We start from the raw sequence: 18086 nt of genomic DNA, 5'->3' as shown, positions 1-18086 counted from the left end.
TCCCCCCGGCCGCGGCCTTGTCTCCCGCGCTTGGGGGGGGGGGGGGGGTGGGGGGGGGGGGGTCGCCCCCCCCCCCCCACGACCGCACACGGCTATGCAGGCTGCTGCGCTCCCCCGGTCGGCGGTGGCGGTCATGCGACCGGCAGCTTGGGCGCGGGGACCGGCAGCCCGTCGGTGGGCAGCTTCGGCAGGGTCGGCAGGCCGGGCAGGTTGGGCGCCGGCAGTCCGCCGCCCAGCACCAGCGCGACGACCGCGTTGACGAGGTTGGTCACCACGTCGGTGGACTTGGTCGTGGCGTCCGTGGAGCAGCCGCAGGGGCCCGCGGACTTGGCGAGGCCGTCGACGGACTTGACGAGGTTGTCGAGCGCGGTGGTGACCAGGTCCGCCGGGCCGTCCTTCACGGCCTTGGTGGTGGTCGCGGCCACCGGCAGCTTCGGTGCGGGCACCGGCAGCTTCGGGACCTCGGGCGCCGGGACCGGCAGGTCCGGCTTGGGCAGCTCGGGCGCCGGGACCGGCAGGTCGGGCTTGGGTACCTCGGGCGCCGGCACCGGCAGGTCGACCGGGGGCTTGGGCAGGTCGACCGGCGGCTTGGGCAGCGGGAGGTCCGGGGCCGGCACCGGTAGCGCCGGTGTCTTGGGCAAGGCGGCCTTGGCCTTGTCCACGGCGGCCTTCACGTCCGCCACGAGTTTGTCGAGGTCGGCTTGCGGGACCTTGCCGTCCGGGGCTTTCAGTACGGCCTCCAGGAGGGCCGTGACCGGGGTGAGCACCCCGCCGAGCGCTCCCAGGGACTGTGCCTGGGCGAGCAGGCCGTCCGTCCCCGGGATCGCCTTGGCGGGGACGGCGGCGGCGACGGGGCGCTCGGGGGCGTTGGCCGCCCCGGCGAGGCCGGGGGACGCCCCCAGCAGGGCCAGCGACAGGACCGCGGGCAGGACGATGCGCGTGGAGATACGCAACGGGCTCTCCTCTTCGACGAGTGGACGTTCAGTCACCACTCAGGGGGCAGCCCCGGCGTCCCGCAACCGGAGGTGCGCCAGTTACGTGAAAGACCGTCAGATCAGTCACCCCGACGCAGCAGCCGCTTGAGCCCCAGCACCAGGGCGGTGGCCGCCGCCAGCACCACCGCGCCCACGGTGAAGTTCCCGCCCCCGGTCCCGGCCGCCGCGGCGCCCCCCGGCTCGCCCCCGCCGGACCCGGCCGGACGGCCCGCGCCGTCCGCCCCGCGCTGCCCGTCGGCCTTCGGCACCGGTACCGCCACCACCCGGCTGCCCGCCCCCTCGGAGCCGAACATCAGCGTCGAGCCGTCCGGGGAGTACGAGACGGACTCGGCCTGCGGCTGGAAGGGGGCCGCCACACGCTCGGCCTTGCCGGCCGGCCGCCCGGCCCGCCACGCGTACGTCTCGGCGAAGAAGTAGCCGCGCAGGACGAGCTGCCCGCCGTCGGGCGAGAAGGCGCCGTCCGTCACCCAGGGCACGTCCGCCACCCGGCGGAAGACGTTGCTCCCGGTGGCGCTGAGCTTCGCGGGCCCCTCGTAGAGGTGGCCGGCGTCCTCGCTCTTGCTCGCGATGTAGACCCGGCCGGTCACCGGATGCACCATCAGCGCCTCGGCGTTGCGCGGTCCGCCCTCGTAACGCACCGTGTACTGGACGGCCTTGACGGTGGCGTCCGTCAACTCCGCGGGCTCCGGCAGCCGGTAGATCCAGACGTGGTCCCAGGAGTCGACGTTGTCCCCGATGTCGCCGACGTAGATCTGGCCGTCGGGCCCGACCGAGACCGCCTCGATGTCCCGCGGCCGGCCCACCCCCGTCATGGTGATCCGGGCGAGGGTACGGCCGCTCGCCGAGTCGACGGCGTACAGGTAGGGGCCGTCGTCGGAGTCGTTGTGCGTCCAGTACACGCCCGGGTGCCGGCGGCTGGCCGCCAGGCCGCTGGACTCCGTGATGCGCGGGTCGGAGATCGTGAAGGAGGAGGTACCCGGGCCCCCCGAACCCTCCGCGGCGAGCGCCGGAGCCGGGGTGGACAGGACGAGCGCCGCCACGGCGGCGGCCCACAGGACGGGGCGCGGGAAGGAACGCATGCCCCCAAGCCTGCCACCCGGCGGGGCCCGGCGGCGGGCGTGGTCAGGCTCACAGCACGGGCGCCCGGCCGATCCGCGATGATGACCGGATGCGTTTCATGTTCGTCGGCGACTCCATGACCATCGGACGCGCCGGCGATTACACCTGGCGCTACCGGATGTGGCAGCACCTCAACGCCACCTTCGGCGGCCCGTACCGGATCGTCGGGCCCCGCTGCGAGGTGTACGACACCTTCGCCGACGCCCCGGTCTCCCACGACTACGGCGCCCCCGACTTCCCCGACCGCGCCCGCCGCCACCTGGCCGGCTGGGGCGAGGGCTGGCAGCACATGGCGCCGCTGATCGGGGACGTGGTCCGCGAGCACAAGCCGGACGTGCTGCTGGTCTCCCTGGGCCTGATCGACCTCGGCTTCTACACCGCGGCCGACGAGACCGCGGCCAACGCCCGCCGGTTCGTCGAGGCCGCCCGCGAGGCCCGGCCGGGCGTCCGGATGGTGCTGCTGCCGGTGATCCCGAACGTCCGGGCCGAGTCGGACGCGCCGTTCGCCGCCGAGTGCGCCCGCTTCAACGAGCTGCTGGCCAAGGCGGTGGCCGACCTGGACACCCCGGCCTCGCCGCTGCTGCTGGGCGCGCGCCCGCGGGAGTACGACATCCACGCCGACACCTACGACGGCACGCACCCGAACGCCTCGGGCGAGCACCGCATCGCCGGCGAGTTCGCCGACGTCCTCCACCAGGCCTGGGACATCGGCGCCCCGTACGAACCCCGCTGACCCGCCCTGGGCCAGCGCCGCACGGGGTGTACGCCGCCGCCCCGCCCCCTCGCGGAGGGGGCGGGGCGGCGGGCCCGGGGCGGGGGCTGTGGTCAGCCGCCGTCGCGGACGTTGGCGGCCAGCAGGATCTTCGTCTGGCGGTCCAGTTGGAGCTTGGTCGCGGCGGGGTCGAGGTAGACCTTCTCGGCCGCGGCCACCGCGGTACCGAAGGCGGTGTCGCGGACCGAGTCGCCGTCCGTGTCGACCGGCGTGCCCAGGTCGTAGGAGCCGTTGGCGAAGTTCAGCCAGGCGGCCAGCAGTTGGGTGGACATCACCTTGCGGGCGTCCGGGGAGCCGTTGGCCAGGACCGCGTAGGCCTGGGCGTCGGTCAGCGGCCCGTAGACCGAGCTCATGAAGGAGGCCACGCCCAGCAGGCAGGTGCGCTGGGCCGCGGTGAAGTGCCGCATGAACGGCGGCGACCAGGTGCTGTACTCGGCCATCCACCAGGCCTGGTCATGGGCCTGCTTCGCGTTCCCGGTGGTGACCACGGCCGCGCTGTCGGCGGCGGAGCCCCCGTCGTCGTCCTGGGCGGTGAGGGTCAGGGTGGAGACGCAGGCCTGGCCGTAGGCGTGCGACCGGGCGGCGCTCACCGCCCGCGGCTGGACCGAGGGGCTGGGGTCCGGGTCGGTGGCCGGCGGGTTGACCAGCGACAGGAAGCTGCTGTCGGCGGAGCCGTCGCCCCACTTCCAGGTCAGGGTGAGGTCGTCGCTGCCCGGGTCGGCCGAGGAGGCCTTGACCTCCACCGGCACGCCGGCGTGCGCGAGGTAGGCCTTCTGGCCGTTGTAGGTGGTCTGCCCCTCGGGCGAGATGACCGCCGTGGGGCTGGTGTTGGTGATCTTCGCGTCGGTGCCGGCACAGGTGCTGGTGTCGTCGTCGCTGCCGCACACCTTCACCGGGAAGGTGCCGTCGTCGCCGTAGGTGTGCGCCACCGAGAAGACCAGGCTCGCGTCCGGCCGGTCGTTCTCCAGGGTGCCCTCCAGCGGCTGGGGGCCGGCCCCGTCACCCCAGTCGACGGTGGCGGTCAGCCCGTCCAGCCAGCCCGGGTCGGTGATCCTGCCGGTCACCGTGACCGGGGTGTTCTCCGCGGCCGGGCCGACCGGGTCGAGGGCCACGGCCGGGGCCGCGTTCGTCACGGTGACGGTGGTCTGCGCGGTGGCGGTGTTGCCGGCGCTGTCGGTGACCTGCACCCCGACGGGGAAGACCCCGTCCTGGCCGACGGTGTCGAAGACCGGCCGGACCCCGGTCGCGTCGTCGTGGTCGCCGTCGCCGTCGAGGTCCCAGGCGTAGGACGTCAGGGACCCGGCCGAGCCGGCCGTGCCCTTGACGGAGGCCGAGGCGTCGAGGGTGACGTCGGTGCCCTCGGCGGTGGTGTACGGGCCGCCCGCCGAGGCCGTCGGCAGGCACTCGGCCGGCACCGTCTCGTCGGCGGTCACGGTCTTCTGGTCGCTGCTGGAGGTGGCGCCGGTCCCCATGCCGCGGGCGGCGAAGATCCGCCGCAGCAGGCACTGGTTCGCGCCGCCGGTGTTGGTCATGTCGGCGGCCAGGATGCCGTCCCGGGCGTCCAGGAAGCTGGGCTTGGCCAGGGTGTTCTTCATCCCGTCGACGACCAGCTGCTGGGTGAAGGCGACGCCCTTGGCCGTGCGGATGTCGTACATCGCCGAGGCCCAGATCTCGCCGTTGTCGTGCTCGTCGCCGGTGCCGTTGAAACTCCCGTACTTCCGGGTCGAGTTGTCGTACGCCACGCTGCGGATGCCGGTGGTCGCGTTCCCGGTGACGTACTCGCCGATCACCGCGTCGCCCCACTTGAGGAAGGAGACCGTGTCGCTCCAGCCCTCGCCGAGCGCCTTGTTCTGCGGCCCTCCGCCGAGGTCGCCGTGGCCGACCAGCCGGCTGGAGAGGCCGTGGCCGTACTCGTGGGCGATGACGTCCCCGTCGAAGTCGCCGTCGCGGTACGGGTAGCCCGGCTGCCACAGGTACATCTGCATGCGGGGCTTGGAGCCGTCGTTGCCGGGCACGCCGAAGAAGGCGTTGTTGATGCAGCGGACCGGGTTCGCCGGGGTGCCGCAGCCGTTCTCCCAGCCGTCCTGCGCCTCGGCGAGCACCGCGTCGCCGCCGGTGCCGCCGCGGCCGAAGTTGCCGGTCTGGAAGTTGCCCGAGGCCTCGTCGAAGCCGAGGCCGTACAGGTAGTCGTGCATGACGTTGGCGTAGTAGAAGAGCTGGGTGACGGCCGCGTCCACGTCCGCGTCGGCATTGGCCCGGGTGGCCGCCGCGTTGGTCCGCCAGGTGTCGCCGAAGGCGTAGTCGAAGTGCTGGTACGCCGGGTCGCCGGAGGCGGGCGACTGGGGGCGGCCGGGGTCGGCGGCGTTGTCGTTGTCGATGTCCCGGTAGGCGTTGACGTTGTTGCCCTCGGTCTGCCGGGCCGCCACCCAGGAACCGTCCCGTCCGGTGAGCGGGGTGACCGCGCGGGCGGCGCCGGGGACGTCCGGGTGCTGGGCGGTGAAGACGGTGCCCTGCGGACCGGCCTCGTGGTAGCGGCTCTCGTGGCTGAGGACGCTGCCGTCCTCGGCGTCGACCACGGTCTCGTACCAGGAGGTGCCGGAGGACTCGATGTCGGTGACCCAGGCCGGGCGCAGCGTCCGGCCGGAGTCCACCGGGAACCACACCGCCTCGGCCGTGACCTCGTGCGGCTCGGTCAGGTCCCGGGCGTAGACGTTCGGGTACCGGTGCTTGCCCTTGCGGTGGTCGCCGCCGGCGGCCAGCGGGCGCACCGGCTGGGCGCCCTGCTCCTCGGCGGCGGCGTGCAGGGCGTCCTGGTCGGTCAGCTCGAGGCCGCCGGAGGGGGTGCCGGTCGCGGGCGAACCGCCGACCAGCACCAGCCGGCCGTGCCGGTCCACGGTGGCGGTGAGTCCGCCGCCGAACACCCGCATCCCGTCCACGACCTGACCGATCGTCACCTGTGTGGCGCCGTTGTGCCGGGTCGGGTACGCGGAGACCACGGCCAGCTGCCCGGCCTGCTCCGCCGAGAGCCCGAAGGCCTCCCGGTGCGCGCGCACGTAGTCGAGCGCGATCTGCCCGGCCGGGGCCGCGGAGGTCCCGGTCAGGTAGCCGCCGGAGCGGAAGACCATGCGGGCGTGGCCGGTCGCCGGGTCCTTCCGGACGGCCGCGTCGGCCGGGGCGCCGTCGGCCGGACGGGCCGCGGCGGCCAGCGCCGGCACCAGGGCGAGGAGTAGGGACGTGGTGGTCGCTGCGGTCAGGAGCCTCGTGCGCATTCGCCGTCTGGTCACGGACTGGGCCTCCATAGAGCCGACGCTCCCCCCTGGTCTGCGGACGAGACCGAGCGCTGCCCCAGTGAAGTAACGCAGCCGGAAGCGGAGATCAACGAGGCTCGACGGGCCGGGACACGGGTGGGCGCCTGCGCTCCCCCGTGGGTGAACGCGCGATGACGCAGTCGGGCGACCCCTTGCTTCGAGCGGACTCCAAGCAGTTTGCTGGTGCCCCATGAAGTACACGCAGCTCGGACGCACCGGACTCAAGGTCAGCCGACTCGTTCTCGGCACGATGAACTTCGGTCCCCAGACGGACGAACCCACCAGCCACGCCATCCTCGACACCGCCCTCGACGCGGGCCTGAACTTCGTCGACACCGCCAACGTCTACGGCTGGGGCGAGAACAAGGGCCGCACCGAGGAGATCCTCGGCACCTGGTTCGCCCAGGGCGGCGGCCGCCGGGACAAGACCGTCCTGGCGACCAAGGTCTACGGCAACATGGCCGGCGACGGCGACCCCTGGCCGAACCACGACAAGCTCTCCGCGGTCAACATCCGGCGGGCCGTCGAGGCCAGCCTCAAGCGCCTGCAGACCGACTACATCGACCTCTACCAGTTCCACCACATCGACCGCCGGACCCCCTTCGAGGAGATCTGGCAGGCCGTCGACGTCCTGATCCAGCAGGGCAAGGTCCTGTACGCCGGCTCCTCGAACTTCCCCGGCTACAAGATCGCCCAGGCCAACGAGACCGCGGCCCGGCGCGGATCGGTCGGCCTGGTCAGCGAGCAGTGCCTCTACAACCTCGCCGAGCGGCGCGCCGAGATGGAGGTCATCCCGGCCGCGCAGGAGTACGGCCTGGGCGTCATCCCCTGGTCGCCGCTGCACGGCGGGCTGCTGGGCGGAGTCATCAGGAAGGAGGTCGAGGGCGGCCGCCGCGCCTCCGGCCGGTCCGCGGACGCCCTGGCCGTCACGGCCGTCCGCGAGCAGGTGCAGGCGTACGAGGACCTGCTCGACAAGCACGGCCTGGAGCCGGGCGAGGCCGCCCTGGCCTGGCTGCTGACCCGCCCGGGCGTCACCGGCCCCATCGTGGGCCCGCGCACCCCGGACCAGCTCACCAGCGCCCTGCGCGCCCTGGACCTGGACCTGACCGAGGAAGTGCTCACCGGCCTCGACGAGATCTTCCCCGGCCCGGGCCCCTCCCCGGAGGCCTTCGCCTGGTGATACGCGCGCCGAGGCCGTCCGTCTACTTCACGCTGGCCACCACGATCACGACGAACATGATGGCGAGCACACCGGCCATTACCCGGTTCCTGGTCTTGGGATCCACCCGTCGAGCGTAACCGGCCGGCCGGCCCGGACCGTCGGCGGCCGGGTGTGAGGCGCGGCACCGCGGTCCGGGCCGGGGTCGTACCCGGTCCGGACCGCACCGCTCAGGCCGCGGTGACCAGCTGCTCGCGACGCGGTACGAAGGCCACGTGCGGGCGGCCCGGACGCAGGTCCACCCGCAGCCGCAGGCCGCCGACCCGGGCCAGCACCAGGCCGACCCCGACCGCGGCGGCCAGCGAGACCAGACCGCCGGCCGCCATGCCCACCCGGGCGCCGTACGTGTCGGTGACCCAGCCGACCAGGGGCGCGCCGAACGGCGTGCCGCCGGTGAAGACCATCATGAAGAGGGCCATCACCCGGCCCCGCATCTCGGGGTCGGTGGCCAACTGGACGCTGGAGTTGGCGGTGACGTTCACCGTCAGGCCGAACATCCCGATCGGCACCATCAGGACGGCGAACAGCCAGAAGCCGGGCGCGAAGGCCGTCACGGTCAGCAGCGCACCGAAGAGCACCGCCGCCACCACCAGCAGCCGCAGCCGGGCCAGGCCGCGCCGGGCCGCCAGCAGCGCACCGGCCAGCGAGCCGGCCGCGATCAGCGTGTTGAACAGGCCGTAGGTGCCGGCGTCGGCGTGGAAGACGTCGTCGGTGAAGGCCGACAGCCAGATCGGGAAGTTGAAGCCGAAGGTGCCGATGAAGCCGACCAGCACGATCGGCCAGACCAGCTCCGGACGCCCGGCGACGTACCGCAGCCCCTCGCGGAGCTGCCCCTTGGCGCGCGGCCGGGGCTCGACCACGTGCAGCTCGCGGGTGCGCATCAGCAGCAGGCCGGCGATGGGCGCGGCGAAGGACAGGCCGTTCAGCAGGAAGGCCCAACCGGATCCGACGGCGGTGATCAGCACACCGGCGACGGCGGGGCCCACCAGCCGCGCGGTCTGGAAGTTCGCGGAGTTGAGGCTGACGGCGTTCGCCAGCTGTCGCTTGCCGACCATCTCGGAGACGAAGGTCTGCCGGGCCGGGTTGTCCACGACCGTGATCAGGCCGGCCAGGAAGGCGGCCAGGTAGACGTGCCAGACCTGGACGTGCCCGGTGACGGTGAGGGCGCCGAGCGCCACGCCGGTCAGGCCGAGGGCCGCGTTGGTGCCGATCAGCAGGGGCCGCTTGGGCAGCCGGTCGGCGAGGACACCGCCGTAGAGGCCGAAGAGCAGCATCGGCAGGAACTGCAGGGCGATGGTGATGCCGACCGCCGAGGCCGAGCCCGTCAGGGACAGGACCAGCCAGTCCTGGGCGATGCGCTGCATCCAGGTGCCGGTGTTCGAGACGACCTGGCCGGTCGCGAAGAGCCGGTAGTTCCGGATGCGCAGCGAGCTGAACATCGTGGTCTTGCGAGTGGCGCCGGTACCGCTCGGGGCGCCGGTGCTGCCGGTACTGCTGGTGGCGCCGGTGGCGCCGGTACTGCCGGTGCCGGGGGCGCCGGCGGGTCGTATCTCGGGGTGGTCGGTCGGTCCGGGGGCGGAGTCTGCTCCGTTTCCCGTACTCAAAGGCTTTCGCCTCCTCAGCTCGTCGTTACAGGTGCGCGAGCTTCTCCAGTACGGGTGCGGCCGCGCGCAGCTTGGCCCACTCGTCCTCGTCGAGCTCCGCCGCGAGCCCGGCCAGGAAGGCGTTGCGCTTGCGGCGGCTCTCCTCGAGCATCGCCTCGGCTTCCTCGGTCTGGCTGACCACCTTCTGACGGCGGTCCTCGGGGTGCGGCTCCAGCCTGACCAGACCCTTGGCCTCCAGCAGTGCCACGATGCGGGTCATCGACGGCGGCTGGACGTGCTCCCTGCGGGCCAGCTCACCGGGGGTGGCCGAGCCGCAGCGGGCGAGGGTGCCGAGCACCGACATCTCGGTCGGGCTCAGCGATTCGTCGACGCGCTGGTGCTTCAGGCGCCGGCCCAGCCGCATGACGGCGGAGCGGAGGTCGTTCACGGCGGCAGCATCGTCGCCATGGGTGAGGTCAAGCATGTTGTTTAGCATAGCTCATTAGTCAGTCTAAAGAACAACGGATTTCGTCGGGCGTGGCGCACCTCTCGCACACCCCCGCCCCAGTGGCCCCTCGGGCGCCCCCCGGGGATTAACCGCCACTGGCCGGATCATCACTCGTACGGGTGAGACGGCTCCGGAAAGTGACACGCGTCCACGGGTCCGACCCCGACCCTGTGCCCATGGGGACACACGTGCTCAGCATGCGTATAGACGGGGAGCTGCTGGCCCGGCTGCGGGGCCATGCCGCGAAACGCGGAATGAGCGTCCAGGACTACGTGCTCCGGACGCTCATTCGCGATGACTTCGACGAGCGCTTCAAGGCGGCCGTCGACGAGACGGAGAAGTTCTACGGGCTGACCTGACGGCGCCCGGCACTCCCCCGCGAGGGGTTACGTGAGGCCGAGGGCAGGCATCGCGTAGTAGAAGACGAAGACGGCCGACACGACGTACATCGCGGCCGGGACCTCACGGCCCCGGCCGGTGGCCAGCCGCAGCACGCAGAAGCTCACGAAGCCGATGCCGATGCCGTTGGTGATCGAGTAGGTGAAGGGCATCATCAGCATCGCCAGGAACGCCGGCACCGCGATGGTGAAGTCGCTCCAGTCGATGTCCTTCACGGAGCCCGCCAGGATCAGGAAGCCGACCGCGATCAGCGCGGGGGTGGCCGCCTGGGACGGGACCATGGTGGCCAGCGGCGTGAGGAACAGCGCCACGGCGAAGAGCGCGCCGGTCACCACGCTCGCCAGGCCGGTCCGGGCACCCTCGCCGACACCGGCGGTGGACTCGACGAAGCAGGTGTTGGCGGAGGACGAGGTGGCGCCGCCGGCCGCGACGGCGATGCCGTCCACGATCAGGACCTTGTTGATGCCCGGCAGGTTGCCCTGGGCGTCGTTGAGGTGCGCCTCGTCCGCGACGCCCAGGATCGTGCCCATCGCGTCGAAGAAGCAGGACAGCAGGACCGTGAAGACGAAGAGGCAGCCGGTCAGGACGCCGACCTTGTCGAAGCCGCCGAAGAGGCTGACCTGGCCGACCAGCCCGAAGTCGGGGGCGGCGACCGGGTTGCCCGGCCACTGCGGCACGGTCAGGCCCCAGGCCTGCCCCGGCAGGTCCGCGATCAGCTGGATCGCCACCGCGGCCACCGTCATGGCCACGATCGAGATCAGGATCGCGCCCGGGGTCTTGCGGATCAGCAGCGCCAGGGTCAGCAGCACGCCGACCACGAAGACCAGCACCGGCCAGCCGTGCAGGTGGCCGTTGCCACCGAGCTGGAGCGGGACGGTGGTGTGCGCGGCGTCCGGGATGCGGGAGACGAAGCCCGAGTCCACCAGGCCGATCAGCATGATGAAGAGGCCGATGCCGATCGCGATGCCCTTGCGCAGGCCCAGCGGCACGGCGTTCATGACCCGCTCGCGCAGGCCGGTGGCCACCAGCAGCATCACCACGAAACCGGCCAGCACGACCATGCCCATGGCGTCCGGCCAGCTCATCCGCGGGGCGAGCTGGAGGGCGACGACCGTGTTGACGCCGAGGCCCGCGGCCAGCGCGATCGGGACGTTGCCGATGACGCCCATGAGCAGCGTGGTGAAGGCGGCGGTGAGCACGGTGGCGGTGACCAGCTGGCCGCCGTCGAGCTGGTGGCCGTACATGTCCTTCGCGCTGCCGAGGATGATCGGGTTCAGCACGATGATGTACGCCATCGCGAAGAAGGTGGCGAAACCGCCGCGGACCTCGCGGGCGAGGGTGGAACCCCGCTCGGAGATCTTGAAGTAGCGGTCCAGGGCCGTGGTCCCGGCGGGGGACGGGGGCTGGGGGGCGGTCGCCTCGGCAGCGGGGGCCGACGTGCTCATTCGGTCCTCAAAGGGGGTGGGGTTTTCGTGGATTCATACGAGCGAATCCCGTCACAGGCAAACCGTTTCAGTATGAACACATGAACGAACAGGCGTCCATCTCCGCGCGTAGACCCCGATCCGCGCGCCCTAGACTGGCCGCATGGCGAAGTGGACCCCTCAGCACCCGGCGCCCGAGCCCCTCGAAGGGCCCGTCGTCGCCACCATCACCGGCGGCACGATCCTGTGGTTCGCGATGTTCGTGGTGCAGCTCCCCTTCTACGGCTGGTTCGCCGACCGCGACCTGCTCTGGTGGGTGTGGACCTGCGCGGCCGGCGGCGGGCTGGGCCTGATCGGCGTCTGGTACGTCCGGGCCCGGGACGCGGCCCTCAAGCGGCACGCGGCGGAGGCCACGGCAGCGGCGGCGGCCGGCGAGGGCGGGACGCCCGCCGCCTAGGCGCGCAGCTCACGACCCGGCAGCCGTCCCCAGCCGGTCAGTTTCGGCACAGAAGCGGTCGACCAGCGGACGATTCCCGTCATACCCAGGTCGGATCTTCACCCGGCTCGGCGGGTGAACCGCCGAAACCGCCCTTACCGTCGAAAGCATGACGCAGCGGGCGAAGATCGACACCGAAGGTCCCGAGCCGGGCGGCGGCCCCGGCGGCGGCTCCGTCTCCATCGACGCGGGCGCCGAGCTGGACCCCGTCCACCCGGTCGAACCGCCCGCGCCGCGCTTCCGGCCCGGCGGCCTGGACTCCGCCGCCGTCGCCGAACGCATCGCGCGCGGCGACGTCAACGACGTCCCGGTGCGCAGCAGCCGCTCCACCGCCGAGATCGTCCGGGCCAACGTCTTCACCCGCTTCAACGCCATCATCGGCGTGCTCTGGCTGATCATGCTGTTCGTCGCGCCGATCCAGGACAGCCTCTTCGGCTTCGTGATCATCGCGAACACCGGCATCGGCATCGTCCAGGAGCTGCGCGCCAAGAAGACCCTCGACGGGCTCGCCGTCATCGGCGAGGCCAAGCCCACCGTCCGCCGGGACGGCACCGCGGCCGAGATCTCCACCTCCGAGATCGTGCTGGACGACGTCATCGAGCTCGGCCCCGGCGACAAGGTCGTGGTCGACGGCGTGGTCGGCGAGGCCGACGGCCTGGAGATCGACGAGTCGCTGCTCACCGGCGAGGCCGACCCCGTCCTCAAGAAGCCCGGCGACCCCGTGATGTCCGGATCCTTCGTCGTGGCCGGCGGCGGCGCCTTCACCGCCACCAAGGTCGGCCGGGAGGCCTACGCCCACCAGCTCGCCGAGGAGGCCTCCCGCTTCACCCTGGTCCACTCCGAGCTGCGCAGCGGCATCTCCACCATCCTCAAGTACGTCACCTGGATGATGGTGCCCACCTCGATCGGCCTGATCATCAGCCAGCTGGTGGTCAAGGACAACAACCTGCGCGACGCCATCGCCCGGACCGTCGGCGGCATCGTCCCGATGATCCCCGAAGGCCTGGTGCTGCTGACCTCCGTCGCCTTCGCGATCGGGGTGATCCGGCTGGGCCGCCAGCAGTGCCTGGTCCAGGAGCTGCCCGCCATCGAGGGCCTGGCGCGGGTGGACGTGGTCTGCCTCGACAAGACCGGCACCCTCACCGAGGGCGGCATGGACGTCACCGAGGTGCGCCCGCTGGGCGGCGCCGACCCGGAGTACCTGCGCAAGGTGCTCGGCGCCCTCGGCGAGTCCGACCCGCGCCCCAACGCCAGCCTCCAGGCCATCATCGACGCCTACCCCGACAGCGAGGAGTGGCGCTGCACCGAGTCGCTGCCCTTCTCCTCGGCCCGCAAGTACAGCGGCGCCAGCTTCAGCGAGGGCGACGGGGAGAACTCCACCTGGCTGCTGGGCGCCCCCGACGTGCTGCTGCCCTCCGGCGACCCGGCGCTCGAGGAGATCGACGCCCTCAACGAACAGGGCCTGCGGGTGCTGCTGCTGGCCCGCTCCGCCCGCGAGCTGGACGACCTCCAGGTCGCCGGCGGGGTGAAGCCCACCGCGCTGATCGTCCTGGAACAGCGGCTGCGGCCGGACGCCGCCGAGACCCTGCGCTACTTCGACGAGCAGAACGTCCACGCCAAGGTGATCTCCGGCGACAACGCTGTCTCCGTCTCGGCGGTGGCCGGCAAGCTGGGCCTGCCCGGCGCCGAGAACACCGTCGACGCCCGCACCCTGCCCGCCGACCGCGAGCAGATGGCCGAGGAGCTGGACAAGAACGCCGTCTTCGGCCGGGTCACCCCGCAGCAGAAGCGGGACATGGTCGGCGCCCTCCAGTCCAAGGGCCACACCGTCGCCATGACCGGCGACGGGGTCAACGACGTGCTCGCCCTCAAGGACGCGGACATCGGCGTCTCGATGGGCTCCGGCTCCGAGGCCACCCGGGCCGTCGCCCAGATCGTGCTGCTCAACAACTCCTTCTCGACCCTGCCCTCGGTGGTCGCCGAGGGCCGCCGGGTGATCGGCAACATCACCCGGGTCGCCACGCTCTTCCTCGTCAAGACGGTCTACTCGGTGCTGCTGGCGATCCTGGTGGTCTGCTCGCAGGTCGAGTACCCCTTCCTGCCCCGGCACCTGACGCTGCTGTCCACCCTGACCATCGGCGTACCGGCCTTCTTCCTGGCCCTGGCCCCCAACAAGGAGCGGGCCCGGCCGCACTTCGTCCGGCGGGTGATGCGGTACGCGGTCCCCGGCGGCACCATCGCGGCCCTGGCCACCTTCCTCACGTACCTGCTGGCCCGCCACCACTACTCCGGCGAAGGCGCGCTGGACGCCGAGACCAGCGCCGCGACCCTGACGCTCTTCCTGGTCTCCATGTGGGTGCTGGCCATCATCGCCCGCCCCTACACCTGGTGGCGGGTGGCCCTGGTCGCCGCCATGGGCGGCGCCTTCCTCCTGGTCCTGGTCGTCCCCTGGCTCCAGCACTTCTTCCAACTGAAGCTGGTCGGCGCCACCATGCCCTGGACCGCCGTCGGCATCGCCGCCGCCGCCGCGGCCCTGGTCGAGTTCACCTTCCGCTGGGTCGACCGGAGGTTCCCGGCGTAGCGGGGACCCCCGGTCGGGCCGGGCGGGCTACCGCACGTCGACGTAGTCCTCCTTGGAGGTGGTGCGGTTGGTGGTGGCGTTGCCCTGGATCTTCCACTGCCAGTAGCCGTCGTCCTTGGCGACGACCCGGGCGGTCAGGTTGCCCTTGCCGTCGTTGACCGTGCCGGGGACGAAGGTCTGGACGGTGCTGCCCTTCTTGCGGAACCACAGGGTCCAGCCGACGTTGCCGGTGTAGTTGCGGTAGTCGCCGGTCTCCCAGTTGGCGCGCTTGACGGCGCCGGTCACCGTGAGGACCTTGCCCTTCTTGACCGGCTCCGGGCCCGCGTCCACCGGCAGGTAGGCGGCGCGCGGGGTGTAGAGGGTGCCGCCGAGCGGGGTGGTGAAGACCTCGGACGGCTTGGCCGTGCGCCGGACCCGGCCCTCGAAGTCCCAGGACGACTGCGAGTCGACGTTCTTCAGCTGGGTGCGCGGGTCGACCGTCAGGGTCTGCTCGCACACCGCCAGCGTCGCGTCGGCCTCGGTGCAGACCGGCGCCTGCTTCGGCGCGATGACCTTGCCGCCGTGGAAGTCGCTCTTCTTGATGACCACGTCCGTGCGCAGGCCGGACAGCGGGTCCGACGCGGCGTGCTCGATCGTGTAGGTGAAGACCACCGAGTTGGGCGTGGCGGCCTTCACCGGCATCCAGTGCTTGTTCGCCGAGAAGACGGTGAAGGTCACCGGGCCGGCGACGTGCCCGGCGAACGGTGCGGCCGGGGCGGTGGTGGCTGCGGTGGCGGCCGGGGCGGCGGCGGCCAGGACGAGCGCGGCCGAAGTGGCGGCCAGGGCGGCGCGGTTGCGCATGGTGGAAATCCCCCGATTGATGCGCTGATGAGTGGACGCCCGGTACGACTCGCATGATCGTCCGATGGTTGTACGGAATCCGTGCCCAAGCCGGGACACCACCGGCCCTCCCCCGGCACGCCACGAGCCCTACTCTGTGCGCCAGGTCGACGAGAAGAGGCGGGTGGCCCCCATGCACGACAGACGGACCGGCACCGGACGGACCGGCACGCGGACCTGCATACGCACCGGCACGAGCACCGGTCGCGGCACGGACTCCGGTCGCGGCACCGGCGCCCGGCGGGGCACCAGGACCGCGGTCACCGCGGGCGCCCTGCTGCTCCTGCTCGGCACCACCGGCTCCCCGGGCGCCGCCGCCGCGCCCACCTACGCGGTGAAGCTCCAGGTCACCCACGCCCCGGTCACCCCCCAGATCCGGGTGTGGGACCGGACCACCTGGAAGGCGTACGACGTCCCGGTCGCGGACGGCACGGACGGCGGCACCGCCACCCTCCCCACCGGCAGCTACCTCACCCTCGCCGCCGCCACCGACTGGGGCAGCGAAGCCCGCTTCCTGGCCCGTACGTTCACCGTCGGCAGCGCCGCCACGACCGTCACCCTGGACGCCGACCTGGCCGAGCCGGCCGGCATCACCGTCGACGACACCACCGCCGCCCGTACCACCGCCGACGTCTCCTTCACCCTCCCCGACGGACAGCAGGTCGCCTTCGACGGCAACTGGGGCCCGAAGGTGTACGTCACCCCGATCGCACTGCCGGGCCTCAGCCTCGACCTGCACGACGTGCTCACGAAGAAGGGCAGCGGCCCCAACCGGCCCTCCCCCTACCGCTACGACCTCGTCCACCGCTTCCACGACGGCAGCCCCGCCACCCCGGTGGTCTCCGTGCTCACCGCGGACCTGGCCCGCAGGACCACCTCGGTGCGCGCCCAGGGCGCCGGCCTCAGCGCGAACCTGTGGACCGCCGCCCGCACCCCCGAGGACCAGAGCGGCGTCTACCAGGCCGCGCCGGTGCCGGTCGGCGGCTCCTTCACCCAGTACCTCACCCCCGGCACCACCCTGGACCGCTACCTCGAATACGGCAGCCACAGCCTCGACCTTCCGGGCCTCGACCTCCCCAAGGGCGACGGCGGCAGCGAGTACGTCGGCCGGGCGCCCTTCACCACGAAGCACTCGCAGTTCCCCTCCTCGGGGTACGCGGGCGGGAAGTTCACCCTCGGCGAGACCGCCCCGCTCTCCGACGCGTACGGGAACGAGGGCCGCGACACCGCCGGGCAGACCGTCTACCAGGTCACCGGCGACGCGTCCGTGCTCGGCACCTCCGGCGCCCTGAACCCGTACGACACGTACACCGTCGCGGCCGGCAGCCACACCGTCTACAAGATCAGCCACACCGTCACCCGGGCGGGCGCCCAGTCCCGGTTGACGAGCCGGGTCAGCACCGACTGGACCTTCCCCCGCACCGCGCTGCCCGGGGCCGGCGCCGGCAGCGGCGAACTGCCCGTGCTGGACCCGAAGCTGAGCGTCGCGGGCCTGGACTCCCGGGGCCGCACGGCCGCCGGCACCGTCACCGTCACGGCCTCCCTGGTACCGCGGACCGCGGGCACCGTCCCGACGCTGACCAAGGTCGAGTACTCCACCGACGACGGCGCGAGCTGGAAGACCGCGGGCACCACCGGCAGCGTCGCGGTCGCGGTCCCGGCCGGCGCGGCCTTCGTCTCCCTGCGGGTCACCGGCAAGGACGACAAGGGCGGCACCGTCGTCCAGACCGTCCTGCGGGCCTTCGGCGGCCCGGCCGCCGAGACCGCGCTCAAGATCGGCGCCACGGCCGTCACGGGCGTCAGCGTCAACGGCGGCAGCAGCCTGGTGCCGAACCTCACGGGGCTGCGCACCTACTCGGTGGCCTTCACCGCCACCGACCCCTCGGGCATCTCCGCGGCCGGGCTGTACCTGTACCACGGCGGCTACGACAAGCCCGACGGCATCATCCCGATCCCGCCGGCCGACTGCGCGAAGCACGGCGGCAGCAGCACCACGTACGACTGCACCGCCGACTTCAACCTCAGCGGGCGGGGGCACCTCGGGCTCACCAAGCTGGCCGGCACCTGGTCGGTGGCCGGCTGGGCCCTGGCGGGCGACCACAAGAGCCTCTACAGCGGCCCGGTCACGGGCACCGCCCTGATCAAGCGGTCCAGCAGCATGACCGCCGACGCGACGCCCGAACCGGTGACCGCGGGCGGGACCTTGACCGTCACCGGCACGCTCACCGGCTCCGCCTGGGAGTACGGGGCCGCCACCGCCCTCACCGGGCGGACGGTCCAGCTGCAGTTCCGCAAGGCCGGTACGACGGCGTGGACCACGGTGGGCACCGGTACGACCGACGCGGCCGGCAAGGCCGTCGTCACCCACACCGCCACCGCGACCGGCGCCTGGCGCTTCACCTACCCCGGCAGCACCGGCACCGCCCCCTGCACCTCCCCCACCGACACGGTCACCGTCCACTGACCCGACCGCCCGGTGGCGCTCCCTGTACGCGTGCCCGCGGGCGGTCGGGATGTGCGGGGAGCGCCGCTGGGGGCACCTCCCAGCGGTAGCTGGGGGAGGGGGTGGCAGGAGTGGCAAATCCAGCCCCGCCGGCGTTTGAGGCGCGGGGTCCGGGGCGGAGCCCCGAAACCTGGGCCCCGCCCACCTTTTGCGTCCGCCCGGGCGGGGACCCGCCAATCCAGCCCCGCCGGCGATTGAGGCGCGGCTCCCGGGCCCGCGCCCGGCCGCTGCGCGGAGCCGGCCCCCCCCCCCCCCCTCCCCAAAACGGGGGGGTTCGCCCCCCGATCCCCCGCACCGCCG

At 72.6% G+C, this 18086-nt stretch carries 13 protein-coding genes; 6 read left to right on the top strand and 7 right to left on the bottom strand.

Annotation, left to right across the window (positions count from 1 at the left end):
- Positions 1-131: 131 nt before the first annotated feature.
- Both AB0O40_RS34305 and AB0O40_RS34300 read right to left on the bottom strand, forming a co-directional pair.
- Positions 132-953, bottom strand: a complete 822-nt coding sequence (locus tag AB0O40_RS34305; RefSeq protein ID WP_365049553.1) for a hypothetical protein — start codon at positions 951-953, stop codon at positions 132-134.
- 101 nt (positions 954-1054) lie between these two features.
- A complete protein-coding gene (locus AB0O40_RS34300) occupies positions 1055-2074 on the bottom strand; it encodes a WD40 repeat domain-containing protein (RefSeq protein ID WP_365049551.1) in 1020 nt (339 codons plus the stop codon).
- An 89-nt stretch (positions 2075-2163) separates the two neighbouring features.
- On the opposite strand from AB0O40_RS34300, the gene AB0O40_RS34295 reads away from it, so the two are divergent.
- Positions 2164-2847, top strand: coding sequence for a GDSL-type esterase/lipase family protein (locus AB0O40_RS34295; RefSeq protein ID WP_365049550.1), 684 nt, complete (start codon positions 2164-2166; stop codon positions 2845-2847).
- A gap of 92 nt (positions 2848-2939) precedes the next feature.
- On the opposite strand, the gene AB0O40_RS34290 is transcribed toward AB0O40_RS34295, so the two are convergent.
- A complete protein-coding gene (locus AB0O40_RS34290) occupies positions 2940-6170 on the bottom strand; it encodes a M36 family metallopeptidase (protein ID WP_365049548.1) in 3231 nt (1076 codons plus the stop codon).
- Positions 6171-6384: 214 nt separating this feature from the next.
- On the opposite strand from AB0O40_RS34290, the gene AB0O40_RS34285 reads away from it, so the two are divergent.
- Positions 6385-7374, top strand: coding sequence for an aldo/keto reductase (locus AB0O40_RS34285; RefSeq protein WP_365049546.1), 990 nt, complete (start codon positions 6385-6387; stop codon positions 7372-7374).
- A 209-nt stretch (positions 7375-7583) separates the two neighbouring features.
- Here the strand turns inward: AB0O40_RS34285 and AB0O40_RS34280 are convergent, their stop codons facing one another.
- A complete protein-coding gene (locus tag AB0O40_RS34280) occupies positions 7584-9017 on the bottom strand; it encodes an MFS transporter (RefSeq protein WP_365049544.1) in 1434 nt (477 codons plus the stop codon).
- 25 nt (positions 9018-9042) lie between these two features.
- A complete protein-coding gene (locus tag AB0O40_RS34275; RefSeq protein WP_365049542.1) occupies positions 9043-9480 on the bottom strand; it encodes a MarR family transcriptional regulator in 438 nt (145 codons plus the stop codon).
- A gap of 200 nt (positions 9481-9680) precedes the next feature.
- On the opposite strand from AB0O40_RS34275, the gene AB0O40_RS34270 reads away from it, so the two are divergent.
- Positions 9681-9863: a ribbon-helix-helix protein, CopG family gene (locus tag AB0O40_RS34270; protein WP_365049540.1), complete on the top strand. Its 183-nt coding sequence runs from the start codon at positions 9681-9683 to the stop codon at positions 9861-9863.
- A 27-nt stretch (positions 9864-9890) separates the two neighbouring features.
- Here AB0O40_RS34270 and AB0O40_RS34265 read toward each other — a convergent pair whose 3' ends face one another.
- Positions 9891-11348 carry an NCS2 family permease gene (locus tag AB0O40_RS34265; RefSeq protein ID WP_365049539.1) on the bottom strand — a complete coding sequence of 486 codons (1458 nt, stop codon included), beginning with the start codon at positions 11346-11348 and terminating at the stop codon, positions 9891-9893.
- Between the two features lie 142 nt (positions 11349-11490).
- Between AB0O40_RS34265 and AB0O40_RS34260 the strand changes: the two genes are divergently transcribed.
- Complete coding sequence (locus AB0O40_RS34260; RefSeq protein WP_365049537.1) at positions 11491-11784, top strand: DUF2530 domain-containing protein; 294 nt, start codon at positions 11491-11493, stop codon at positions 11782-11784.
- A 148-nt stretch (positions 11785-11932) separates the two neighbouring features.
- On the top strand, positions 11933-14404 hold the full coding sequence (locus tag AB0O40_RS34255; RefSeq protein WP_365049535.1) for an HAD-IC family P-type ATPase: 2472 nt from the start codon (positions 11933-11935) through the stop codon (positions 14402-14404).
- 27 nt (positions 14405-14431) lie between these two features.
- Here AB0O40_RS34255 and AB0O40_RS34250 read toward each other — a convergent pair whose 3' ends face one another.
- A complete protein-coding gene (locus AB0O40_RS34250; protein WP_365049534.1) occupies positions 14432-15244 on the bottom strand; it encodes a hypothetical protein in 813 nt (270 codons plus the stop codon).
- A gap of 172 nt (positions 15245-15416) precedes the next feature.
- Here AB0O40_RS34250 and AB0O40_RS34245 point away from each other — a divergent pair, with 172 nt between their 5' ends.
- Positions 15417-17747, top strand: a complete 2331-nt coding sequence (locus AB0O40_RS34245; protein WP_365049532.1) for a hypothetical protein — start codon at positions 15417-15419, stop codon at positions 17745-17747.
- Positions 17748-18086 lie beyond the last annotated feature (339 nt).

Origin of the sequence: Streptomyces sp. NPDC089919 (assembly GCF_040684615.1) — a bacterium.
Classification (GTDB): domain Bacteria; phylum Actinomycetota; class Actinomycetes; order Streptomycetales; family Streptomycetaceae; genus Streptomyces.
The sequence above is the reverse complement of the archived record's forward strand: the minus strand, read 5'-3'. Positions and strand labels throughout refer to the sequence as shown.